The following is a 22,925-nucleotide window of genomic DNA, read 5'->3' on the forward strand; positions in this document are numbered from 1 at the left end:
GGCACAATCTTTTCAGGATATAAAGACATCAAAGACAGTGAGTCAACCATCAGGAGGAAAAAATATGAGTCAGAAAAAAGTGAACCTTGGTGTCAGAGAAGTACCAAAACCTTTGAATTGGATAACTTTCAGCCTGCAGCATCTGTTTGCCATGTTCGGAGCGACGATCCTCGTGCCAAAGCTTGTAGGCTTAAGCCCAGGCGTGGCCCTTATAACGAGCGGGCTAGGAACGCTTGCATATCTCTTGATTACAAAAGGACAGATCCCGGCTTACTTAGGTTCATCCTTTGCATTTATTGCCCCGATTATCGCAGCAAAAGCCGCCGGAGGCCCTGGGGCGGCCATGATCGGCGCATTTATGGCAGGCATCGCCTACGGGCTGATCGCCCTGCTCATCCAGCAGCTGGGAACGGACTGGCTGATGAGGCTCCTGCCGCCTGTTGTCGTCGGTCCGGTCATTATCGTCATCGGACTCGGGCTGGCAAGCACGGCTGTCAATATGGCCATGTATGAAGATTCGGGAGCAAAAGTGCTCGTCTACAGCGCCAAACATTTTGGCGTTGCAGGATTCACACTCGCGCTCACCATAATCTGCGCGATTTTCTTAAGAGGATTTTTCAGCCTGATTCCTGTCTTGATCGGAATTATCGGCGGATACTTGTTCGCCCTGACCCAAGGCATCGTCGACTTCCAGATGGTCCTTGACGCCAAATGGTTTGCTGTTCCAGATTTCGTCATTCCGTTTGTCGACTATACGCCGAGCGCGGCGGCTGTCGGAATTGGAATCGCCATGGTGCCCGTTGCTTTCGTGACAATGTCAGAACATATCGGCCACCAAATGGTATTAAGCAAAGTCGTCGGTCAGGATTTCATTAAGAAGCCCGGGCTTCACCGCTCGATTTTCGGCGACAGTGTCGCAACGATGCTGGCATCATGCATCGGCGGACCGCCGACAACGACCTACGGAGAAAACATCGGCGTACTCGCCATCACAAGAGTATTCAGCGTATTTGTCATCGGCGGAGCGGCTGTTATTGCACTGTGCTTCGGGTTTATCGGCAAAATTTCGGCCCTGATCAGCTCTGTCCCTTCTGCAGTCATGGGAGGCGTTTCCTTCCTGCTGTTCGGTATCATCGCATCAAGCGGACTGCGCATGCTGATTGATAACAAAATTGACTTGGAAAATAAGCGAAACCTGATCATCTCATCCGTCATTCTCGTCATCGGAGTGGGCGGCGCATTTATCAAAATCTCAGGGTTCGAGCTGTCAAGCATGGCGCTTGCAGCGATCGTCGGAGTGATTTTAAACCTTGTCCTGCCTGAATCAAAGGGAGATCAGGACGGGATTGAAATAGAAGAGCATATTTAAAAACCTTTTAAATGAAGTCCAGAGAGGCTTGAAAGGGTTACGGAGAGAGAAGTGCAAAAAAGCGCATTCTCTGGTTCACTGTACCCCAAGCCGTTGTGGCTTGGGGTTTTTTCACAGGAAATTAAAGCCTGAGGGGGAGAAAAAATGAAACACTTGACCGCAATGAATGAGCTTAGTCTTGAGGATATTCACGAGCTGATTGAAGAGGCGAGAGAGCTGAAAAAAAGGAAATTCGATTCCGTCCTCTCCGGAAAGTTTGCTGCCAATCTGTTTTTTGAACCGAGCACAAGAACGCGCTTCAGCTTCGAAGTGGCTGAAAAGAAACTCGGCATGAATGTGCTGAACCTGGACGGTGTTTCAACAAGCGTACAAAAAGGAGAATCGTTGTACGATACCGTCAAGACACTCGAATCCATCGGCGCTGATGTATGTGTGATCAGACACTCTCAGGATCATTATTACGATGAACTTATCGGACATGTCGGCATTCCGGTGATCAATGCCGGAGACGGCTGCGGTCAGCATCCCACTCAATCTTTGCTCGATTTGCTGACGATTTACGAGGAATGGGGCGGATTTGCCGGACTGACGGTATCCATACACGGAGATATCAAACACAGCAGAGTGGCAAGATCGAATGCCGAAGTGCTGACAAGGCTCGGAGCAAAGGTTCTTTTCTCAGGTCCGGAAGAATGGCGGGATGACAACAATCCTTACGGGACATATGTGTCGCCTGATGAAGCGGTCGCAAGTTCGGATGTCGTGATGCTTCTCCGAATTCAGCACGAACGTCATGAGAAAAAGGCGGCAGAACGCGATTATCTTGAAACTTTTGGACTGTCGCTGAAGCGGGCGGAGCTCCTGAAAAAAGACGCGGTCATCATGCATCCTGCGCCTGTTAACAGAGGCGTCGAGATTGACAGTGCGCTGGTCGAATCCACTCAGTCGAGAATTTTCAAACAAATGGAAAACGGTGTATATATCAGAATGGCGGTTTTAAAAAGAGCGCTTCTAAACGGCGAAAACAAAAAAAGGGGAGATCAGGCTTATGTCTTATTTAATTAAAAACGGCTTCATACTCGACGAAAAAGGTGAAAAAGTACAGTGCGACATCAGGGTTGAAGGCGATGCAATCAGCGAAATCGGAAGCCTTGAGGCCGCTTTGGGAGAAACGGTCATCAATGCGGATGGGCTTTTCGTCTCGCCGGGGCTTGTTGACCTTCACGTTCACTTCAGAGAGCCGGGCGGCGAGAAGAAAGAAACGATCGAAACAGGTGCAAAAGCCGCGGCAAGAGGCGGGTTTACAACTGTCGCCGCAATGCCGAATACGCGGCCTGTCCCCGATACGAAAGAGCAGATGGAGTGGCTCGTCAACCGCATTGACGAAACGGCATCTGTCAGAGTGCTGCCGTACGCTTCCATCACCATCAGACAAACAGGTCAGGAAATGACCGACTTCGAAGGGCTGAAAGACGCAGGTGCGTTTGCGTTTACTGATGACGGCGTCGGCGTTCAAACGGCGGGGATGATGTATGAAGCGATGAAAAAAGCGGCTTCGATCGATAAAGCAATTGTTGCCCACTGTGAAGACAATTCACTGATCTACGGCGGCAGTGTCCACGATGGGAAATTTGCCAAAGCCAACGGTTTAAACGGGATTCCTTCGATATGCGAAGCCGTTCACATCGCAAGGGACGTTCTTCTGGCCGAAGCGGCAGGCTGCCATTACCATGTCTGTCATATCAGCACGAAGGAATCGGTCAGGGTCGTCCGCGACGCCAAAAAAGCGGGAATCCGTGTGACAGCGGAAGTGACGCCTCACCATCTGCTCCTTTCAGACAGCGACATTCCCGGTCTTGATACAAATTATAAAATGAATCCGCCGCTCAGAAGTCCGGAAGACAGAGAAGCGCTCCTTGAGGGGCTTACAGACGGAACAATCGATTTTATCGCTACGGATCATGCCCCTCATACAGAAGATGAAAAACAACAGACAATGAGCCTGGCGCCATTTGGGATTGTCGGCTTGGAGACGGCTTTTCCGCTTCTTTATACGCACTTTGTCAAAACGGGAAACTGGACGCTGAAACAGCTCCTCGATTATATGACGGTCAAACCTTGCGAGGCGTTCGGACTTCCTTACGGTAAGCTTGAAGCCGGGCGGTCCGCGGATATTACGCTGATAGATCTTGAACGCGAAGAAAAAATTGATAAAAACACCTTTCTTTCTAAAGGGAAAAACACGCCGTTTGACGGCATCAGCTGCTTCGGCTGGCCGGTTATGACAATGGCAAAGGGAAAACTCGTTTACCAAGAGGGGAGACTTGTAAAATGAAAAGACGTCTTGTACTAGAAAACGGAACAATTTTTGAAGGGGAAGCTTTCGGCAGCCTGGAAAACACCATGGGAGAAGTCGTCTTCAACACGGGGATGACAGGCTATCAAGAAATCCTCTCAGACCCGTCATACTGCGGACAAATTGTCACACTGACCTACCCGCTGATCGGGAACTACGGAATCAACAGAGACGACTTTGAATCTATCACCCCTTATGTGAAAGGGTTTATCGTAAAAGAGTTATGTCAACTTCCGTCAAACTGGCGCTCTGCTTATACCCTTGATGAATATTTAAAAATGAAAAACATCCCGGGACTCTCGGGAATTGACACGAGAAAGCTGACAAGAATGATCAGAACGGCAGGTACGCTGAAAGGGGTTTTTGCCGGCCCGAAAGAAGATGCTGAGGCTTTGGTTCAAAAGCTGAAAGAAACGAACCTTCCGACCGATCAGGTCAGCCAAGTTTCAACAAAAACGGCATATCCGAGCCCTGGGAGGGGGAAGCGAATCGTGCTTGTCGATTTCGGAATGAAGCACGGCATCTTAAGAGAGCTGAACAAGCGCAAATGCGATGTGATCGTCGTTCCTCACAATGTAACGGCAGAAGAAGTGATGCAGCTGAAGCCTGACGGCGTAATGCTGTCAAACGGACCCGGAGATCCAACGGACGTACCCGAAGCAATTGCCATGATTCAAAACATTCTCGGCAAGGTTCCATTGTTCGGCATCTGTCTCGGCCATCAGCTGTTTGCCCTCGCCTGCGGAGCAAAGACGGCGAAAATGAAATTCGGACACCGCGGTTCCAACCATCCGGTTAAAGAGCTTGCAACCGGAAGAGTATCAATTACGGCTCAAAACCACGGCTATACCGTATCGACCGTTGAAAACACGCCGCTTGAAGTGACGCATGTGGCGATTAATGACGACACAATCGAAGGGCTTAAACATAAACACGAACCGGCTTTCACGGTTCAATACCATCCGGAAGCTTCACCGGGACCGGAAGACGCCAACCATTTATTTGATCAATTTTTACACATGATTGAAACCACAGAGAAAGAAGGGGAAGCGGTATGCCTAAACGCGTAGATATCAAAAAGATTTTGGTGATCGGATCAGGGCCGATTATTATCGGGCAGGCGGCGGAATTTGATTATGCGGGTACACAGGCCTGCCTCGCTTTAAAAGAAGAAGGCTATGAAGTCATTCTCGTCAACTCGAATCCGGCGACGATCATGACGGATACGGAAATGGCCGACCGCGTATATATCGAACCGCTGACGCTTGAATTCTTAACACGTATCATCCGCAAAGAGCGGCCGGACGCCATTTTGCCGACATTGGGCGGGCAGACGGGCCTCAACTTGGCGGTCGAACTGTCCGAGCACGGCATCCTGGCTGAGTGCGGTGTTGAAGTGCTCGGCACGAAATTGGCTGCGATCCAACAAGCGGAGGACCGCGACTTGTTCAGAAGCCTGATGAATGAGTTGAATGAACCGGTTCCGGAAAGCGAGATTATCCACTCGCTCGAGGAAGCGCGCGAGTTCGTCGAGCGCATCGGCTTCCCCGTCATCGTCCGGCCGGCATACACGCTCGGCGGAACAGGCGGAGGCATCTGCTCAAACGAAGACGAGCTGAAGGAAATTGTTGAAAACGGCTTAAAAATGAGCCCGGTTCACCAATGTCTGCTTGAAAAGAGCATCGCCGGCTACAAAGAAATCGAGTATGAAGTCATGAGAGACTCGAGCGATCACGCGATCGTCGTCTGCAATATGGAAAACATCGATCCGGTCGGGATTCATACCGGGGACAGCATCGTTGTAGCGCCGAGCCAGACGCTGAGCGACCGCGAATACCAAATGCTTCGCAATGTATCGCTGAAAATCATCCGCGCGCTTGAAATCGAAGGCGGCTGTAATGTTCAGCTGGCGCTTGACCCGGACAGCTTTCAGTACTACATCATCGAGGTAAACCCGCGGGTCAGCCGTTCATCAGCGCTTGCCTCAAAAGCGACTGGCTATCCGATCGCAAAGCTTGCCGCTAAAATTGCCGTCGGTTTGTCTCTTGACGAAATGATGAATCCTGTGACAGGAAAAACGTACGCGTCTTTCGAACCTGCACTCGACTATGTCGTTTCAAAAATACCGCGCTGGCCGTTTGATAAATTCGAATCGGCAAACCGCAAGCTCGGCACGCAGATGAAAGCGACAGGCGAAGTGATGGCGATCGGAAGAACGTGGGAGGAATCTCTCCTGAAAGCGGTCCGTTCTCTTGAAGCGGATGTCTATCACCTGGAGCTGAAAGATGCCGGTGAGATCTCGAATGAAGTGCTTGAAAAACGGATTAAAAAAGCGGGAGACGAACGTCTCTTTTACTTGGCCGAAGCGTTTAGAAGAGGATACACGGTCAGCGATCTCCACGAATTTTCGGCAATTGACCTGTTCTTCCTGCACAAGCTTGAGGGAATCATTCGCTTTGAAGAAAAGCTGAAAGCCGGGCGCGGTGACCTGGGTCTTTTGAAAGAAGCGAAAGAGCTCGGTTTTTCAGACCGCTTCATCAGCCTTCTCTGGGAGATGCCTGAAAGAAAGCTTTATGATCTTAGAAAAGAAACAGGCATCACGCCTGTTTATAAAATGGTTGATACATGTGCGGCCGAATTTGAATCGGAGACACCTTATTTCTACAGCACATATGAAGAGGAAAACGAATCGGTCAGAACAGACAAAAACAGCGTTATCGTTCTTGGCTCCGGCCCGATCCGGATCGGCCAGGGGGTCGAATTCGATTATGCGACTGTGCATTCGGTTTGGGCGATCAAAGAAGCCGGCTATGAAGCAATCATTATTAACAACAATCCTGAGACGGTTTCAACAGACTTCAGCATCTCCGACAAGCTCTACTTTGAGCCGCTTACTGTTGAAGATGTCATGCATATCATCGATTTGGAGCAGCCGAAAGGCGTCGTCGTTCAGTTTGGCGGACAGACTGCGATCAACCTTGCCGACGAGCTCGCGGAGCGGGGCGTCGCCATTCTTGGAACATCCCTTGAGGATTTGGACCGCGCCGAGGACCGCGACAAGTTCGAACAGACGCTTGAAACGCTGCATGTGCCTCAGCCGCTCGGAAAAACGGCGACATCTGTGGAAGGCGCTGTTGAAATCGCAGCCAACATCGGCTATCCGGTGCTTGTCCGCCCATCGTATGTACTTGGGGGGCGTGCGATGGAGATCGTCTACCATGAAACAGAGCTTCTCCATTATATGAAGAATGCAGTGAAAATCAATCCGCAGCACCCTGTCTTGATCGATAAATATTTGACCGGAAAGGAAATTGAAGTGGATGCGATTTCTGACGGTGAAACGGTCGTCATTCCGGGGATTATGGAGCACATTGAACGGGCCGGCGTCCACTCAGGGGATTCGATTGCCGTTTACCCGCCGCAATCCCTTTCAGAGGACATCAAGAAAAAGATTGAAGCATACACGATTAAGCTTGCAAAAGGCTTAAACATCGTCGGCCTGCTCAACATTCAGTTTGTCCTTTCAAAAGATGAGGTTTACGTCCTTGAAGTCAACCCGAGATCGAGCCGCACGGTGCCGTTTCTCAGCAAAATCACCGGCATTCCGATGGCCAATCTCGCAACAAAAGTGATTCTCGGCGGGAAGCTTGCCGATATGGGCTATACTGAAGGCCTTCAAAAAGAGCAGGAAGGCGTATATGTGAAAGTGCCGGTCTTCTCGTTTGCAAAGCTGAGGAGAGTGGATATCACGCTCGGACCGGAAATGAAATCGACCGGGGAAGTCATGGGCAAAGACAGTACTTTGGAAAAAGCGCTGTACAAAGGACTGATCGCTTCAGGCATCCAAATTCCGAATTACGGCTCTGTTCTCCTGACAGTTGCTGATAAAGATAAAGAGGAAGGTCTATTGATCGCCAAGCGGTTCCATGCGATCGGCTATAAAATATTGGCTACGGAAGGAACGGCCGGCTATTTAAGAGACGCATCCGTACCTGTTAAAACCGTCGGGAAAATCGGCGAAGAAGGCACAAATCTCCTTGATGTCATTCGAAACGGGGAAGCGCAGTTCGTCGTCAATACGCTGACAAAAGGGAAGCAGCCGGCAAGGGACGGCTTCAGAATCAGACGCGAATCCGTTGAAAACGGCGTTGCCTGCCTGACATCCCTTGATACGGCGGAAGCGATTTTGCGGGTGCTTGAAAGCATGAGCTTCCGCGCCGATCATATGCCGGCGATTAGAATTGAGCAAAAGGCGGCCGTCAGATGAGAAAAGGGTATATGACAGTCCGTTCAAACAAGTGTATCGCGGATCATATTTATCAAATGGTACTGGAAGGGGAGATTGCCGAAGTTTGCGGCGCTCCCGGCCAGTTTCTTCACATCAAGGTCTCAGATTCCCTCACGCCGCTTTTGAGGCGGCCGATCAGCATCGCCGACATCAACAGAGCTGCCCGGCAGGTGACCATCATCTTTCGCAAGGATGGGGAAGGCACGAGTCTCCTGTCTTTAAAACAGGAAGGAGATCAGATCGATGTCCTTGGTCCGCTCGGCAACGGTTTTCCGGCTGAATCGCTTGAACCGGGGAAAACGGCTCTTCTTGTCGGAGGGGGGATCGGTGTTCCGCCGCTTTACGAGCTGAGCAAACAGCTGACAAATAGAGGGGTGCACGCGATCCATGTGTTAGGATTTGCTTCTGCAAAAGACGTCTTTTACGAACAGGAATTCAGCCGTTTCGGGCGTGTGTATGTGGCAACCGCAGACGGCACCCGAGGTTCAAAGGGATTTGTTACAGATGTCATTGAAAACGAGGGGCTTCAGTTTGACTGCATAATGGCCTGCGGACCGACGCCGATGCTGAAAGCTTTAAAACAGCGCTATCCGGATAAAGAGGTTTATCTGTCAATGGAAGAGCGCATGGGATGCGGGATCGGCGCTTGCTTTGCCTGTGTCTGCCATACGGAAGAAAGCGAAACATCTTATGTGAAGGTATGCCTTGACGGTCCTGTTTTCAAAGCCCAGGAGGTGCTGTTATGATGCTAGAAGTCAATTTGCCGGGCCTTCAATTGAAAAATCCGATCATGCCGGCTTCAGGCTGCTTCGGATTCGGGAGAGAATTTGCGAACTTTTACGATCTTTCACGTCTCGGTGCGATCATGATTAAAGCGACGACGAGCGAACCGCGCTTCGGGAATCCGACGCCGCGCGTCGCCGAGACGCAAGCCGGCATGCTTAATGCCATCGGTCTGCAAAATCCGGGTTTAGAGGCTGTCATGGAACACGAATTGCCGTGGCTCGAACAGTTCGATACACCGATTATCGCCAATGTCGCCGGCTCGCAGATCGACGATTATGTTGAAGTGGCTGAAGAAATCAGCAAAGCGCCGAATGTTCATGCGCTCGAGCTGAATATTTCCTGTCCTAACGTGAAAACGGGAGGGATCGCCTTCGGTACGCAGCCGGAAATGGCCAGTGAGCTGACGAAAGCGGTGAAAGAGGTTGCGAGCGTTCCCGTCTATGTGAAGCTGTCGCCGAATGTCGCGAATATTACCGACATCGCTCTTGCCATAGAAGAAGCGGGAGCGGACGGTTTGACGATGATCAACACCCTGATCGGGATGCGGCTCGACTTAAAAACGGGAAAGCCGATCTTGGCGAACAAAACCGGCGGATTATCAGGCCCTGCTGTTAAACCGGTGGCCATCAGAATGGTGCATGAAGTCAGCCAAAAAGTCAGCATTCCGATCATCGGCATGGGCGGTGTCCAGTCAGCGGAAGATGTGCTTGAGTTTTTGCTGGCGGGTGCGAGCGCAGTCGCCGTCGGCACCGCAAACTTTGTTAATCCGTTTGTTTGTCCCGAAATCATCGCCGATTTGCCGCGCGTTTTAGAAAAATACGGATACCGTTCGTTGAACGAGTGTATCGGAAGGAGCTGGAAGGATGAAACATACGCCGCCCATCATCGCGCTTGATTTTGCATCAGCACAGGAAACATATGCGTTTTTGGACCGGTTTCATGGAGAAGAGCTTTTCGTGAAGGTGGGCATGGAGCTTTTTTATCAGGAAGGGCCGGCCATCCTTGAAAAGTTACAGGAGCGCGGCTGCCGCATTTTCCTTGATCTAAAATGCCACGACATTCCAACGACCGTATACAAGGCGATGAAAAGGCTGGCGGGGTTTGGCGTCAGCCTTGTCAATGTGCACGCAGCAGGCGGAAAGCAAATGATGGAGTCGGCGCTTGAAGGCCTTGAAGCGGGGACTCCGGCAGGCCGAAAACGCCCTTCATTAATTGCTGTGACCCAGCTGACAAGCACGTCTTCAGAAATGCTTCAGCAAGAGCTGCTGATTGAAACGCCGCTTCTCGATACAGTTGTTCACTACAGCAAGTTGGCTAAAGAAAGCGGACTTGACGGTGTCGTCTGCTCCGTCCATGAAGCCGAACACATTTACCGGGCCGCGTCTTTAGATTTTCTGACCGTGACACCCGGAATTCGCATGGCGGATGACAAAAACAACGACCAGGTCCGGGTGGCGACGCCTGGCTACGCAAGGGAAAAAGGCGTGTCGGCGATCGTTGTCGGCCGTTCGATTACACAGGCGGAAGATCCTGTGTCAGCCTACAGAAGAATAGGACATGAGTGGGAGGGAACCAAGGCATGAAAACAGACATTGCAAACCATTTATTAAGAATCAAAGCGGTTTTCCTGCGCCCGAACGAGCCGTTTACATGGGCGAGCGGCATCTTGTCGCCCATCTACTGCGACAATCGTTTGACGCTTTCATATCCGGAAGTAAGGGATGATATAGCTTCAGGGCTTGCCGGACTGATTCAAGACAAGTTTCCCGGAGCCGAAATGATCGCCGGTACGGCAACTGCAGGAATCCCCCATGCCGCGCTTGCCGCCGACAGGCTGAGCCTGCCGATGTGCTACGTCAGAAGCAAACCGAAGGCGCACGGCAAAGGAAACCAAATTGAAGGCGCTGTTGTAAAAGGACAAAAAGTCGTTGTAATTGAAGATTTAATTTCAACGGGAGGAAGCGTCCTTGAAGCGGCAGCCGCTCTCACAGAGGCGGGATGTGAAGTGCTCGGTGTCGCCGCCATTTTCACTTACGGGCTTCCTAAAGCTGCCGCCGCCTTCAGCGAAGCGGGCGTTGAATACCGTACGCTGACTGATTACGATACATTGACAGAGGCTGCGCTTGCCGGCGGATATATCAGCGAACAGGATGCCGCCAAACTGAAAGAATGGAAGGCGGATCCTGAAAGCAAGTCTTGGATGGATTAATGATAAAAGCCGTATTCTCCTAATGGGAGAACGGCTTTTTTTGCGTCTTTTTACAGATTTAAAAATAGTAAAATCGGATTATTTTTATTTTTTATTAATCCTATAAAAAAAGTCGGGTTGACTTTTGTTCGAATTGTGCTAAAATTTTAAAATAACAAAAGCAAACTTATCAAGAGCGGTGGAGGGACTGGTCCGATGAAACCCGGCAACCTGCGTGTGAAGCGTAAGGTGCTACTTCCAGCAAAATGCCCTCATTTTGAGAGATAAGGAATAGCGGAGTTCCTCGTCTTTCTTTCAAATTTGGAAGAAAGATTTTAATTTTTAGGGGCAGAGGAGGAGCTAGAAGTGAAGACAGATGAACAGCTTGAAAAGGTGATCATCAAAATGAAAGACATGCTGAAAGACATGAATTACGGATCGATCACATTCGTTGTTCAGGACGGCAAAGTCATTCAAATCGAAAAAAATGAAAAAATAAGATTGAAATAGCTGACTAGACAAACTAGAGGCGGTTTTCACAGTTTTTTTCTGCTGGAAGCCGTTTTTTTGTTGGCGAAAAAAGGGGGAACCGAAAATTTTTACTTACAGCACATGGGAAGAACCAAATATCTCTTTTCAGGAAGATGACTCTTATAAAGGAGCGCTGTCCGTCTTGAAATGGGCATACGGACATTACGGAAATCAGCTTGTATATGCGTGCAGCTTCGGAATTGAGGGAATCGTCCTGATCGATTTGATTTATAAGGTGAAAAAAGATGCGGTCATCGTTTTCCTTGATACGGGATTTCATTTTAAAGAAACGTATGAAACGATCGACGCTGTCAAAGAACGATATCCAGGCCTTCAGATTATCATGAAAACACCGGAGCTTACCGTCGAAGAGCAGGCGAAAGAATATGGGGACGAACTATGGAAGACCGCTCCGAATTCCTGCTGTGAAATGAGGAAGGTCATTCCTCTCCGCGAGACGCTTTCAGGCTACCCGGCGTGGCTGTCGGGCCTGCGCCGCGAGCAATCGCCCGGGCGGAGCAAAACGAATTTTTTGAACAAAGATGAAAAATTCAAGTCTATCAAAGTTTGTCCGCTCATTCATTGGACGTGGAAGGATATTTGGAGATATGTGACAAAGCACGATCTCCCGTACAATCCGCTTCATGATCAAGGCTACCCGAGCATCGGCTGCGCTCCGTGCACCTCTCCGGCCTTTACAATGGATGATCTTCGATCAGGCCGCTGGAACGGATCGGCTAAAACAGAATGCGGATTACACGAGTAAGGAGATGAGTCATGGAACTTGCCGCCATTTTATTTAGCATGTTTTTTGCGATGAATATCGGAGCGAGCGGTGCAGCTGCTTCAATGGGAATCGCCTATGGATCTGAAGCCGTCAAAAAGAAGTTTCACGCACTAATAATCTGTGCAGCAGGCGTTCTCTCGGGCGCCGTCATCGGCGGAGGAAACGTCGTGAAAACGATCAGCTCAGGCATCATTCCCGAACGGGTGATTTCGCTTGAAATCGTCTGCATTATTATCGGCTCGGCGGCACTGTCGCTCTTTATCGCAAATGTACTCGGCATCCCGCTTTCGACAAGTGAAGTGACGGTCGGATCTGTTGTCGGAGTAGGTGTCGCTTACCAGGTTTTATATGTGAAATCTTTGCTTGTCATCGTCTCATTTTGGGTCGTTGTACCAATCGTCGCTTTTACCTTTACATTTGCGATGGCAAACATCATGAAAAAAACGATCAAACGTCCAGCCTCGGGAAAGAAAGCAAAGGTTTTGGCGGTCATTCTGTTGATCACCGGGTTTTTTGAAGCCTTCTCAGCAGGCATGAACAATGTCGCAAATGCTGTCGGACCTCTGGTGGCGGCGCATGTTTTGACAGTCGGGGAAGGAACGCTCTACGGCGGACTGTTTGTCGCGCTGGGCGCCCTTTTACTGGGCAGGCGCGTTCTTGAAACAAACGGCAAAAAAATAACGAAATTTTCAAAAGGAGAGGGGATCATCCTTTCCGGAACAGGAGCCGGGCTTGTCATCATCAGTTCGATTTTCGGTTTGCCGGTTCCGCTTGCGCAAGTCACATCATCTTCTATTATAGGGATGGGAATGGCAAAAAACGGCGGCAATGTCTTTCATAAACAAGTGGTCAAAACGATGCTGAAAGTATGGGTCGTCTCGCCGTTCCTTTCATTAAGCCTGTCTTATATGCTGGTCAGCCTTTTATTAAAAGGAGACTATTATGCTCTCATCGTCGTCACAAGCGTCCTTCTGGCATCTGTCGGGACGATCAGCCTGATGAGAGCAGTCAAAAAAGAGCACAGCTCCGTCCATGAACAAGGCGGAGGAATTTAAACACAAAGTAGGGGGAAACAAGTTTATGAGTTTAGCACCACACGGCGGTGTATTGGTTAACCGCGTCAATGAAGCATACGATTTTCAACATATCGCACAGGAAATAGAACTGGATTTAATGGCTTTTTCAGATTTGGAGCTGATCGGAATCGGTGCGTACAGCCCGATCCAAGGCTTTATGACAGAGAAAGACTATCTGTCCGTTGTCGAAAATATGAGACTGTCAAGCGGCGAAGTATGGACGCTTCCGATCGCTCTGCCTGTTGACGAGCAAAAAGCTTCAAGCTTAAAAGCGGGGGACACCGTCCGCCTCACCTATAATGGGGAAACATACGGCGTCATCGAGATCGAAGACATCTATACGCCGGACAAGAAAACGGAAGCCGTCAATATCTATAAAACCGACGAACTCGAGCATCCGGGCGTCAAAAAATTGTTTGACCGCGGCAGCGTTTATGTGGGCGGGCCGATCACTCTCATTAAACGGAGCGTAAAGCAATTCCCGGCCCACACATTCGAACCTTTGGAAACAAGAAAAAAATTCGCAGAACTCGGCTGGAAAACGATCGTCGGATTCCAGACGAGAAATCCGGTTCACAGAGCGCACGAATACATTCAAAAAACGGCGCTCGAGACAGTAGACGGTCTTTTCCTCAATCCGCTCGTCGGGGAAACAAAATCAGACGATATTCCGGCTGATGTCCGCATGGAAAGCTATCAGGTGCTGCTTGACGGCTACTATCCAAAAGACCGCGTCTTTCTCGGCGTTTTTCCGGCGGCGATGCGCTATGCGGGGCCGAAGGAAGCAATCTTCCATGCGCTTGTCAGAAAGAACTACGGATGTACGCATTTTATCGTCGGAAGAGACCATGCCGGAGTCGGCGATTACTACGGCACATATGAAGCGCAGGAACTGTTCGATCAGTTCGCGCCGGAAGAGATCGGCATTACGCCGCTGAAATTCGAACACAGCTTCTACTGCAATGTCTGCGGTTCAATGGCTACGGCGAAAACGTGCCCTCACAGCAAAGAACATCATGTCATTTTGTCCGGTACAAAGGTGAGGGGCATGCTGAGAAACGGCGAGTTCCCGCCGAGCACATTCAGCCGTCCAGAAGTCATTCAAACATTAATCAAAGGCTTAACGGCCGGGGTTTCTTAAGGGGGAGCATCTCTTGGTAAATAAAGATATTGTTTGGCATGAAGCGTCCATTACAAAACGGGAATATCATGAGAAAAATAAACATAAAAGCTCGATCGTTTGGCTGACGGGCTTGAGCGGTTCAGGAAAATCAACAATTGCCAATGCCGCAGCGCGTGAGTTGTTTGAACAAGGCTACCAGGTCACGGTGCTCGACGGCGACAACGTCAGGCACGGACTGAACAAGGACCTCGGGTTTTCCGATGAAGACCGGAAGGAAAACATCCGCCGGATCGGCGAGGTCGCGAAGCTCTTTGTCGAACAGGGGACGATCGTCATTACGGCGTTCATTTCCCCTTTTAAAGAAGACCGCGGGCTTGTCAGACAGCTCGTCGAGGAAGATGAGTTTCATGAAGTCTATGTGAAATGCGATTTGGCGACGTGCGAGGAGCGCGACCCGAAAGGCTTGTATAAAAAAGCGAGAAACGGAGAAATTCCATTTTTCACGGGGATCGATTCGCCTTATGAAGAGCCTGAAACGCCTGAGCTAGTCCTTGATACAGGCGCACATAATCGGGAAGAGTGCAAAAATCAGCTCGTCCAATACGTGAAAGATCAAACGAAATAAAATGCGGGTGAAATAGGAAAGTGCTGCACATGCACTTTCCTATTTCATAAAGAAAACGTTTGGTTTTTGTGATATTTTCAGGCACCAAACGCTTTCTTTATGATTTATAATGATTGAAGAAGACGTTGATCAGATCGGGGGGAGATCTAAGATGGGGAAAGTATATATCGTTGGGGCAGGTCCTGGAGACCCCGATTTACTGACGATCAAAGCTTTAAAAGCCATCCAGACAGCCGATGTCATTTTGTATGACAGGCTTGTGAATAAACAGATTTTACAGCACGCCAAGGAGGGAGCGGATCTCATCTACTGCGGAAAGCTTCCGGACTACCACATGATGAAGCAGGAAACGATCAATCATTTTCTCGTCAAGTATGCGAAAAAAGGGAAAATCGTTGTCAGGCTGAAAGGCGGCGATCCTTTCGTATTCGGCAGAGGCGGCGAGGAAGCGCAAACCCTCGCTGAACACGGAGTTGCTTATGAAATCGTGCCGGGAATCACCTCGGGGATTGCCGCCGCTGCTTATGCGGGCATTCCAGTGACACACCGGGAAGCGAGTTCAAACGTCGCTTTCGTGACAGGACATTATCAAAAAGATGAACATTTTGAAGAGAAGTGGAAAGCGCTAGCCACAGGGATCGATACGCTTGTCATTTATATGGGGATTAAAAACGTGAAGCAAATTGAAAGGCTTCTGATCGAAAACGGCAGAGATCCGTCTACCCCTGCCGCTTTCATTCATTGGGGAACGACGGACAAACAAAAAACGGTGCTTTGCACGGTTGAAACGCTTGCAGGTACAGTCGAAAGCGAAAAAATTGAAAACCCGAGCCTGATTGTCATCGGGGATGTCGTTCAATTCAGCTCACAGTTAAGCTGGTTTGAACCCGAGCTGAAAGATCCGGCATTAAGCGAGGCGCTTTAATATGAAACAAGCGATTTTATATATCGGCCACGGGAGCCGTCTGAAAAGAGCTCAAACAGAGGCAGCCGCTTTTTTGGAGAGCTGCAAAGAAACCATGTCCGCCCCCATTCAGGAAATTTCTTTTTTGGAACTGGCGGCACCGGATATCGAAACCGGTTTTAAAGCGTGTGTGGAAAAGGGCGCGACGCATATCGCGGCTGTGCCGCTTCTCCTCTTGACAGCCGCGCATGCCAAAAGGGACATCCCTGAGGAGCTTGCCCGCGTTTCTTCGCAGTATCCTTCCGTCAGCGTCGCTTACGGAAAGCCGATCGGCGTCGATCAGGAAGTCGTCAAAGCGGTTTTTACAAGGATCGAAGAAACGGGGACGCCATATGAACATGCAAGAGTCGTGGTGATCGGAAGGGGGAGCTCTGATCCGGATGTCAAACGGGATGTCAATGACATTTGCGAGCGGCTGAGAGACCTCGCGCCCGTTGACGAGGTCATTCCCTGCTTTATGACAGCCTGTGAACCGCACTATCAGGATGTGTTTAAACAGCTTAAAGAACGGGACGGAAAAACGACATTTATCGTACCGTATTTGCTGTTTACCGGTATGCTGATGAACGAGATTGAAAGGGAAACCGCCAAGCTGAAAGAAACCAATCCGGACGTCGTGCTGACGGATTACCTCGGCTTCCACCCTCATGTGAAAAATGCCTTTTTGCACCGCGTTGAGGAAGCGGTTATCAACAAAGCCGGCCGCTTTGATTTTACAGGAGCATCAGATGCTGCCGCTTCACATTAACATCAAAGGCAAATCCGCAGTCATTGCAGGCGGAGGGGAGATCGCGGCGCGGCGTCTGAAAACGGTGCTGGCAGAAGGTGCGTCTGCAACCGTCATCAGCCCCGAAGTATCAGAAGAGATGCTCGGATTGATCGAAGAGCACGGCATCGAATGGAAGAAGAAAAAAGCGGAACCCGGCGATTTCAAGGATGCATTTCTGATCATTCTCGCGACCGATGATCACGAGGTGAACAAGCGGATCGCCGCATCAGCTGCTCCTGATCAGCTTGTCAATGTTGCGAGTGAAGCGGAGCTTGGAAATGTATATGTTCCGAAAATAATCAACAGAGGAAACATCACCATATCCGTCTCGACAAACGGAGCCAGCCCGCGTCACACGATCAAACTGGCCGGACAGATTGATGATTTGATCGATGATGAGCTTGTCCAAGAGATCGACGAGCTTCTCCGTAAAAGAAGAGGCCTGAACCAGTGAGGTTCAGGCCTTTTAGCATTATTTTTTCAGCTTGATGATCAAGTCTTCGTCAGGTGTTACAAAAACGGTTTGCTGGCTGTCGTAGGTGACAAAACCGGGCTTTGCGCCATTCGGCTTTTTGACATGGCGTATTTTTGTATAGTCGACAGGAACCGAAGCCGAGTTTTTCGCTTTGCTGTAATAGGCAGCGATCTGCGCTGCTTCAAGGATGGTTTGCTCGTCCGGATCGCTCGATTGGATGACGACGTGCGACCCCGGAATATCTTTCGTGTGAAGCCAGATGTGGTCGCGGGCGGCAAGTTTCATCGTCAAATATTCGTTCTGCTTGTTGTTTTTGCCGACGAGAATCGTTTCTCCTGCGCTGGATTCGTATGTTTCGAGCGTCGGCGCCTGTTTCTTCTGTTTTTTCTGGCCTCCTTGCTGTTTGGCCCGCAAATACTTTCCTTCGGCGAGCTCTTCGCGGATTTCGGTTATATCTTTCGGAGAGGCAGACGAAAGCTGCTGAATCAGCTGGTCGAAATAAGCGATTTCCTCTTCTGCTAATCTGATCTGCTCCTTCACGACTTCCACCGAATTTTTCGCTTTTTGATATTTTGTAAAATAGCTTTGCGCGTTTTCGGAAGGCGTTTTATTCGGATTGAGCGGTATCGTGATTTCTCCGCCGTTTTCATCATAGTAGTTGATGACTCTCGCCGCTTTGTCTCCTTTTTTCAGCTGGTACAGGTTCGCTGTCAACAGCTCTCCGTACAGCTGAAAATCCTTCGCGTGTTCGGACTGCTCAAGCGTTTTTTTCAGCTTTTTGATTTTGTTTTCGTTCTTTTTCTTTTCGTTTGCCGCGAAACGCTCTAAATCATGAGCCTGCTGTTTGACGCGGTCTCGCTCCGCTTTTCCGAAATAGTAGCGGTCAAGAAGTTCGCTCAGCGTATGAAAGGGTTTGTTATCGCCTTTTATATGGGTCAGCTCAAGAAGGTAAAAATATTCTTTTCCATCTTCTGTCGTGATAAGCTGGGGCTGAAAACGCCGGTTTTTGATTTCGCTGAACATCTCTGTCAAGACGTTTGGCAGTGTCGCCCTGTTGGCAAGGCCCGCGCGAAAGACGGCTTCTTTCGCAAACAGAGGCGAGACGCCGGAAAAGGTATCGACGATCTGCCTGTCCAGTTTGCCTTCCTGGAAATTCAAATGGCGGAGAATATCTTCAGTTTCCGCTTCCAGCGGTGACAATTTGTTCTGGGCGGGAGGGAGAATGTAATCGTATCCCGGAAGCACGGTGCGGTAGCTGTTCACCGAAGGTGACAGGTGCTTCAAACTGTCGATGATGACATCTTTTTCTCCGTCGGTTAACACGATGTTGCTGTGCCTTCCCATGATTTCAACCATCAGCTTTCTTGTCAGCGTGTCGCCGATTTCGTTCCGGCTCCTGATATGAAAGACCATCATTCTGTCCATGCCGACTTGCTCGACTCGGTCGATAAAGCCGCCTTCCAGATGCTTCCGGAGGAGCATGCAGAACATCGGAGGGGTGCTCGGGTTGTCATAGGTTTCGTTTGTCAGGTGAACCCGCGCATAACTCGGGTGGGCGGAGAGCAGCAATTTGCGGTTCTGCCCGTTCGCTCTGATATGAAACACCAGCTCGTGCTTAAACGGCTGGTGGATTTTTGCAATTCGTCCGCCTCGAATCGTTTCATTTAATTCTTCGATCATTCCGTATGTAAAAATGCCGTCAAAAGACATATGAAAAACTCCCTTTTCTCGTTAATCCTCTTCGTAAAGCGTCTATTCAATAATTATAGCATGATTTGGGACGAGTCTGAATAAATTGACTTATAGAGATGGATATACCAAGAGCAACCTTTAGGGCAGGAGGAGTGGACGATTCAATGAAATGGCACGAGATGGGACAAACCGAATTGTTAAACATAACAAAAACGTCCATCGGCAAAGGTTTAACAGAAAAAGAGGCCGAAAAGCGGCTGGAAAGACACGGAACAAACGAACTTCAGGAAGGGGAAAAAACATCGGCGATCGCACTGTTTTTTTCTCAATTCAAGGACTTCATGGTTCTTGTTTTGCTTGCGGCCACGTTGATCTCTGGTTTCCTCGGGGAGTATATTGACGCCATCGCGATCATTGCGATCATCTTTGTAAACGGCATTCTCGGCTTCTTTCAGGAGAGACGGGCGGAAAGATCGCTCGAGGCTTTGAAGGAACTGTCGGCTCCTCAAGTGGCTGTGCTCCGGGAGGGGGAATGGGTAAAGATCCCTTCCAAAGAGCTCGTTCCGGGAGATGTTGTCCGTTTTGCAAGCGGAGACAGAATCGGCGCCGATCTCAGGCTTGTCGAGACAAAGAGCCTTGAAATAGAAGAATCGGCTCTTACGGGTGAATCGCTTCCCGTGTCTAAACAGGCAGAAGCTTTTCAGGCGTCCGACGTATCGCTGGGCGATCTGAAGAATATGGCTTTCATGGGAACGTTGGTCACAAGGGGGAGCGGCACCGGCGTCGTTATCGGCACGGGAATGAACTCTGCGATGGGAAAAATCGCCGATATGCTCGAATCTGCCGGGAATACGGCGACCCCGCTGCAAAGAAGGCTTGAAGAGCTCGGCAAAATTTTGATTGTCGCCGCTTTGTTCCTGACGCTGCTTGTCGTTGCTGCCGGAGTCATCCAGGGGCATGACCTATACAGCATGTTTTTAGCGGGCGTTTCCCTTGCCGTCGCTGCCATACCTGAAGGGCTGCCGGCCATTGTCACGGTCGCTCTGTCTCTCGGCGTACAGCGGATGATCAGGCAAAAGTCGATCGTCAGAAAGCTCCCCGCGGTTGAGACGCTCGGCTGCGCGTCCATAATTTGCTCCGATAAAACCGGGACGATGACGCAGAACAAAATGACGGTCACCCATGTCTGGTCAGGCGGGAAAACGTGGAACGTGTCAGGGATCGGCTACGAACCCGAAGGCTCCTTCACCATGAACGGGCGCGACGTGCAAGCCAGGCATCATAAACCGCTCCAACAGGTCCTTCTGTTCGGCGCATTATGCAATTCATCTTCGATTATCGAAAAAGACGGGGAGTTTCGTCTTGACGGCGATCCCACCGAAGGCGCTTTGCTGACGGCAGCACGAAAAGCGGGTTTTACGGACAGATATGTTGACGAACATTTTAAAATCATCGAGGAGTTTCCGTTTGATTCGACGCGGAAAATGATGTCTGTCATTGCGGAAGATAAGAGCGGCAAGCGCTTTGTCATCACAAAGGGCGCGCCTGATGTATTGATGAAGCGTTCGTCGCATACGCTGACGGACGAAAAGCGCGAAATCTTCACAAAGGCAAGACTCGCCGAAACAAGCGCGGCGCTGGAAACGCTTGCGTCCCAAGCGCTGAGGACGATTGCTGTCGCGTATAAACCGATCAAAGAAACAGAAAATCTCTCGCTCGAAAAAGCGGAGTCAGGCTTAACTTTCATCGGGCTGTTAGGGATGATCGATCCGCCGCGGCCCGAAGTGAAAACAGCGATTAAAGAGTGCCGGGAAGCGGGGATCAAAACAGTGATGATCACCGGCGATCATGTGATAACGGCAACAGCCATCGCAAAAGATCTCGGGTTATTGCCGCCGCGCGGAAAGGTCGTGGACGGCCAGATGCTGAACGAGCTCTCGCAGGAAGAATTGGCGGAAATTGTTGACGATGTTTACGTGTTTGCAAGGGTGTCGCCCGAACATAAGCTGAAGATCGTGACCGCCTACCAGGAAAACGGCCACATCGTCGCCATGACTGGAGACGGAGTCAATGATGCCCCTGCGATTAAACAGGCGGATATCGGCATTTCGATGGGGATTACGGGAACGGATGTTGCCAAGGAGGCATCATCGCTCATTCTTGTCGATGATAATTTTGCGACGATTAAATCGGCCATCAAGGAAGGACGCAATATCTATGAAAATATTAGAAAGTTCATCAGATATTTGCTCGCATCCAATGTCGGCGAAATTTTGGTCATGCTGTTTGCGATGCTGCTCGCTCTGCCGCTGCCGCTTGTTCCGATACAGATTCTATGGGTCAACCTTGTGACGGACGGCCTGCCTGCCATGGCGCTCGGCATGGATCAGCCTGAAGACGATGTGATGCAGAGGAAGCCGCGAAGTCCGAAAGAAGGCGTGTTTGCAAGGGGGCTCGGCTGGAAGGTCGTATCGCGCGGCTTTTTAATCGGAATTGCCACACTCGGGGCGTTTATGTTCATTTACAATCGCAACCCGGAAGCGCTTGAGTATGCTCAGACGGTCGCTTTTGCAACGCTCGTCCTTGCACAGCTGATCCATGTGTTCGACTGCCGGAGCGAGCGGTCTATCTTTGACCGCAATCCGTTTGAAAACATTTATTTGCTCGGCGCAGTATTGTCTTCGATTCTTTTAATGCTTGTCGTTATTTATTATCCGCCGCTGCAGCCGATTTTCCATACGGTTCCGATTTTAATGGCAGACTGGCTCCTGATTGTCGGAATGTCGGCGATTCCAACTTTTTTATTGGCCGGGTCACTTTTGACAAGAAAAAAATAGGCTTGTATGATATAATCTTAAAGGTAATAGAGGTTTCTATTGCCTTTTCATCTTGCGTAAATTTAAATCAAAGAAGTCTTTTTCACTTATACGGAATTGGGTGTGTTTTATGATACGGAGTATGACCGGTTTCGGCAGCGCGAGCAAAACGAAGGATGGGCTGACAGCAGCTGTTGAGCTGAAATCTGTCAACTATCGGTTTAAAGAAGTAAACGCACGCATGCCAAGACCTTTGCTCTATTTAGAAGACAAAATAAAGCAAACGATTTTTAAACATATACAAAGGGGGCGGCTGGAGCTGTTCGTGTCCGTTGACGACGAGGCTCTGGTCACCCGGAAAATCCAGGTTGACTGGCCGCTGCTTGAGGAGTACCAGAAAGCCGCGCGCGAAATGAAAGAGCGCTGCCGGCTTTCAGGAGAGATCACGCTTCAAGACGCCTTTCAGTTTGACCATGTCATCCAAGTTGAAGAAGAGACGATCCAAAACGACAAGCTTGAAGAAGTCCTTCTTGAAGCGGTCGAGGCTGCCGTTCTTGAATTATGCAGCATGCGCGAAGCAGAAGGGCTGAGGCTGAAGGATGACTGCCTTCAGCATATTGAAAGGCTTGAAAAGCTGACAGACGACATTGCAGAGCTTGCTCCCAAGGTCGTCGGCCACTATCGGGAACGCCTTGAGGCGCGCCTTGAAGAATGGTCAACAGACGGTCTCGATGAAAGCCGTCTGCTGACGGAAGTCGCACTGTTTGCAGACCGATCGGATATCACGGAAGAAGTGACGAGGCTGAAAAGCCATTTCCGCCAGTTCCGCGATATTTGCGAAGCGGGTGGGGCCGCGGGGAGAAAGCTCGACTTCCTCGTCCAGGAGCTGAACCGTGAAGCGAACACGATCGGTTCAAAAGCGAATGATCACCAGATCACAAAACATGTGGTCGAAATGAAAAGCTCTATTGAAAAAATAAAAGAACAAGTGCAAAATATAGAATAGCGATTGTGCGTATTGTTTACGGATGTTCTCTGCAGGTTAAACTAGAGACGTCCAAGTACAGGGGGAACGTATAG

20 protein-coding genes and 1 riboswitch are annotated in these 22,925 nt (G+C 49.8%); of the genes, 19 read left to right on the forward strand and 1 reads right to left on the reverse strand.

Going from position 1 to position 22,925, the window contains the following annotated elements:
• Positions 1–64: 64 nt before the first annotated feature.
• The 17 genes from pyrP to ACH97_RS17015 all read left to right on the forward strand — a co-directional run bounded on the left by pyrP (position 65) and on the right by ACH97_RS17015 (position 17,316).
• A complete protein-coding gene (gene pyrP / locus ACH97_RS16940; RefSeq protein ID WP_020451325.1) occupies positions 65–1,369 on the forward strand; it encodes a uracil permease PyrP in 1,305 nt (434 codons plus the stop codon).
• Between the two features lie 144 nt (positions 1,370–1,513).
• Positions 1,514–2,434 (forward strand): aspartate carbamoyltransferase catalytic subunit, encoded by a 921-nt coding sequence (locus ACH97_RS16945; protein WP_020451326.1) that lies wholly within the window; start codon positions 1,514–1,516, stop codon positions 2,432–2,434.
• A complete protein-coding gene (locus ACH97_RS16950; RefSeq protein ID WP_020451327.1) occupies positions 2,418–3,704 on the forward strand; it encodes a dihydroorotase in 1,287 nt (428 codons plus the stop codon). The genes ACH97_RS16945 and ACH97_RS16950 overlap by 17 nt, the downstream gene beginning before the upstream one ends.
• A complete protein-coding gene (locus ACH97_RS16955) occupies positions 3,701–4,795 on the forward strand; it encodes a carbamoyl phosphate synthase small subunit (protein WP_043054306.1) in 1,095 nt (364 codons plus the stop codon). The genes ACH97_RS16950 and ACH97_RS16955 overlap by 4 nt, the downstream gene beginning before the upstream one ends.
• Complete coding sequence (gene carB, locus ACH97_RS16960; RefSeq protein WP_020451329.1) at positions 4,780–7,992, forward strand: carbamoyl-phosphate synthase large subunit; 3,213 nt, start codon at positions 4,780–4,782, stop codon at positions 7,990–7,992. The genes ACH97_RS16955 and carB overlap by 16 nt, the downstream gene beginning before the upstream one ends.
• Positions 7,989–8,759 carry a dihydroorotate dehydrogenase electron transfer subunit gene (locus tag ACH97_RS16965; protein ID WP_023857236.1) on the forward strand — a complete coding sequence of 257 codons (771 nt, stop codon included), beginning with the start codon at positions 7,989–7,991 and terminating at the stop codon, positions 8,757–8,759. The genes carB and ACH97_RS16965 overlap by 4 nt, the downstream gene beginning before the upstream one ends.
• Complete coding sequence (locus ACH97_RS16970) at positions 8,759–9,694, forward strand: dihydroorotate dehydrogenase (RefSeq protein WP_023857235.1); 936 nt, start codon at positions 8,759–8,761, stop codon at positions 9,692–9,694. The genes ACH97_RS16965 and ACH97_RS16970 overlap by 1 nt, the downstream gene beginning before the upstream one ends.
• Complete coding sequence (gene pyrF, locus ACH97_RS16975) at positions 9,663–10,382, forward strand: orotidine-5'-phosphate decarboxylase (protein WP_020451332.1); 720 nt, start codon at positions 9,663–9,665, stop codon at positions 10,380–10,382. Before ACH97_RS16970 ends, pyrF begins: the two co-directional genes overlap by 32 nt.
• A complete protein-coding gene (pyrE, locus tag ACH97_RS16980) occupies positions 10,379–11,008 on the forward strand; it encodes an orotate phosphoribosyltransferase (RefSeq protein ID WP_020451333.1) in 630 nt (209 codons plus the stop codon). The genes pyrF and pyrE overlap by 4 nt, the downstream gene beginning before the upstream one ends.
• A gap of 163 nt (positions 11,009–11,171) precedes the next feature.
• Positions 11,172–11,278, forward strand: a riboswitch (SAM riboswitch).
• Positions 11,279–11,380: 102 nt separating this feature from the next.
• A complete protein-coding gene (locus ACH97_RS23095; RefSeq protein ID WP_369878884.1) occupies positions 11,381–11,497 on the forward strand; it encodes a YezD family protein in 117 nt (38 codons plus the stop codon).
• Between the two features lie 85 nt (positions 11,498–11,582).
• A complete protein-coding gene (locus ACH97_RS16985; RefSeq protein ID WP_023857233.1) occupies positions 11,583–12,284 on the forward strand; it encodes a phosphoadenylyl-sulfate reductase in 702 nt (233 codons plus the stop codon).
• 11 nt (positions 12,285–12,295) lie between these two features.
• Complete coding sequence (locus ACH97_RS16990) at positions 12,296–13,360, forward strand: inorganic phosphate transporter (protein ID WP_020451335.1); 1,065 nt, start codon at positions 12,296–12,298, stop codon at positions 13,358–13,360.
• Positions 13,361–13,385: 25 nt separating this feature from the next.
• A complete protein-coding gene (sat, locus tag ACH97_RS16995; protein ID WP_020451336.1) occupies positions 13,386–14,522 on the forward strand; it encodes a sulfate adenylyltransferase in 1,137 nt (378 codons plus the stop codon).
• 13 nt (positions 14,523–14,535) lie between these two features.
• Positions 14,536–15,129 (forward strand): adenylyl-sulfate kinase, encoded by a 594-nt coding sequence (cysC, locus tag ACH97_RS17000; protein ID WP_020451337.1) that lies wholly within the window; start codon positions 14,536–14,538, stop codon positions 15,127–15,129.
• Positions 15,130–15,280: 151 nt separating this feature from the next.
• Complete coding sequence (gene cobA / locus ACH97_RS17005; RefSeq protein ID WP_020451338.1) at positions 15,281–16,054, forward strand: uroporphyrinogen-III C-methyltransferase; 774 nt, start codon at positions 15,281–15,283, stop codon at positions 16,052–16,054.
• Position 16,055: 1 nt separating this feature from the next.
• On the forward strand, positions 16,056–16,841 hold the full coding sequence (locus tag ACH97_RS17010; protein ID WP_020451339.1) for a sirohydrochlorin chelatase: 786 nt from the start codon (positions 16,056–16,058) through the stop codon (positions 16,839–16,841).
• On the forward strand, positions 16,822–17,316 hold the full coding sequence (locus ACH97_RS17015; protein WP_020451340.1) for a precorrin-2 dehydrogenase/sirohydrochlorin ferrochelatase family protein: 495 nt from the start codon (positions 16,822–16,824) through the stop codon (positions 17,314–17,316). The genes ACH97_RS17010 and ACH97_RS17015 overlap by 20 nt, the downstream gene beginning before the upstream one ends.
• Before the next feature lie 18 nt (positions 17,317–17,334).
• On the opposite strand, the gene ACH97_RS17020 is transcribed toward ACH97_RS17015, so the two are convergent.
• Positions 17,335–19,047 (reverse strand): Rqc2 family fibronectin-binding protein, encoded by a 1,713-nt coding sequence (locus ACH97_RS17020; RefSeq protein ID WP_020451341.1) that lies wholly within the window; start codon positions 19,045–19,047, stop codon positions 17,335–17,337.
• A gap of 146 nt (positions 19,048–19,193) precedes the next feature.
• On the opposite strand from ACH97_RS17020, the gene ACH97_RS17025 reads away from it, so the two are divergent.
• A complete protein-coding gene (locus ACH97_RS17025; RefSeq protein WP_020451342.1) occupies positions 19,194–21,866 on the forward strand; it encodes a calcium-translocating P-type ATPase, SERCA-type in 2,673 nt (890 codons plus the stop codon).
• Between the two features lie 109 nt (positions 21,867–21,975).
• Positions 21,976–22,851, forward strand: a complete 876-nt coding sequence (locus ACH97_RS17030) for a YicC/YloC family endoribonuclease (protein ID WP_020451343.1) — start codon at positions 21,976–21,978, stop codon at positions 22,849–22,851.
• Positions 22,852–22,925: the final 74 nt, after the last annotated feature.

This window comes from Bacillus paralicheniformis, assembly GCF_001042485.2.
GTDB lineage: Bacteria > Bacillota > Bacilli > Bacillales > Bacillaceae > Bacillus > Bacillus paralicheniformis.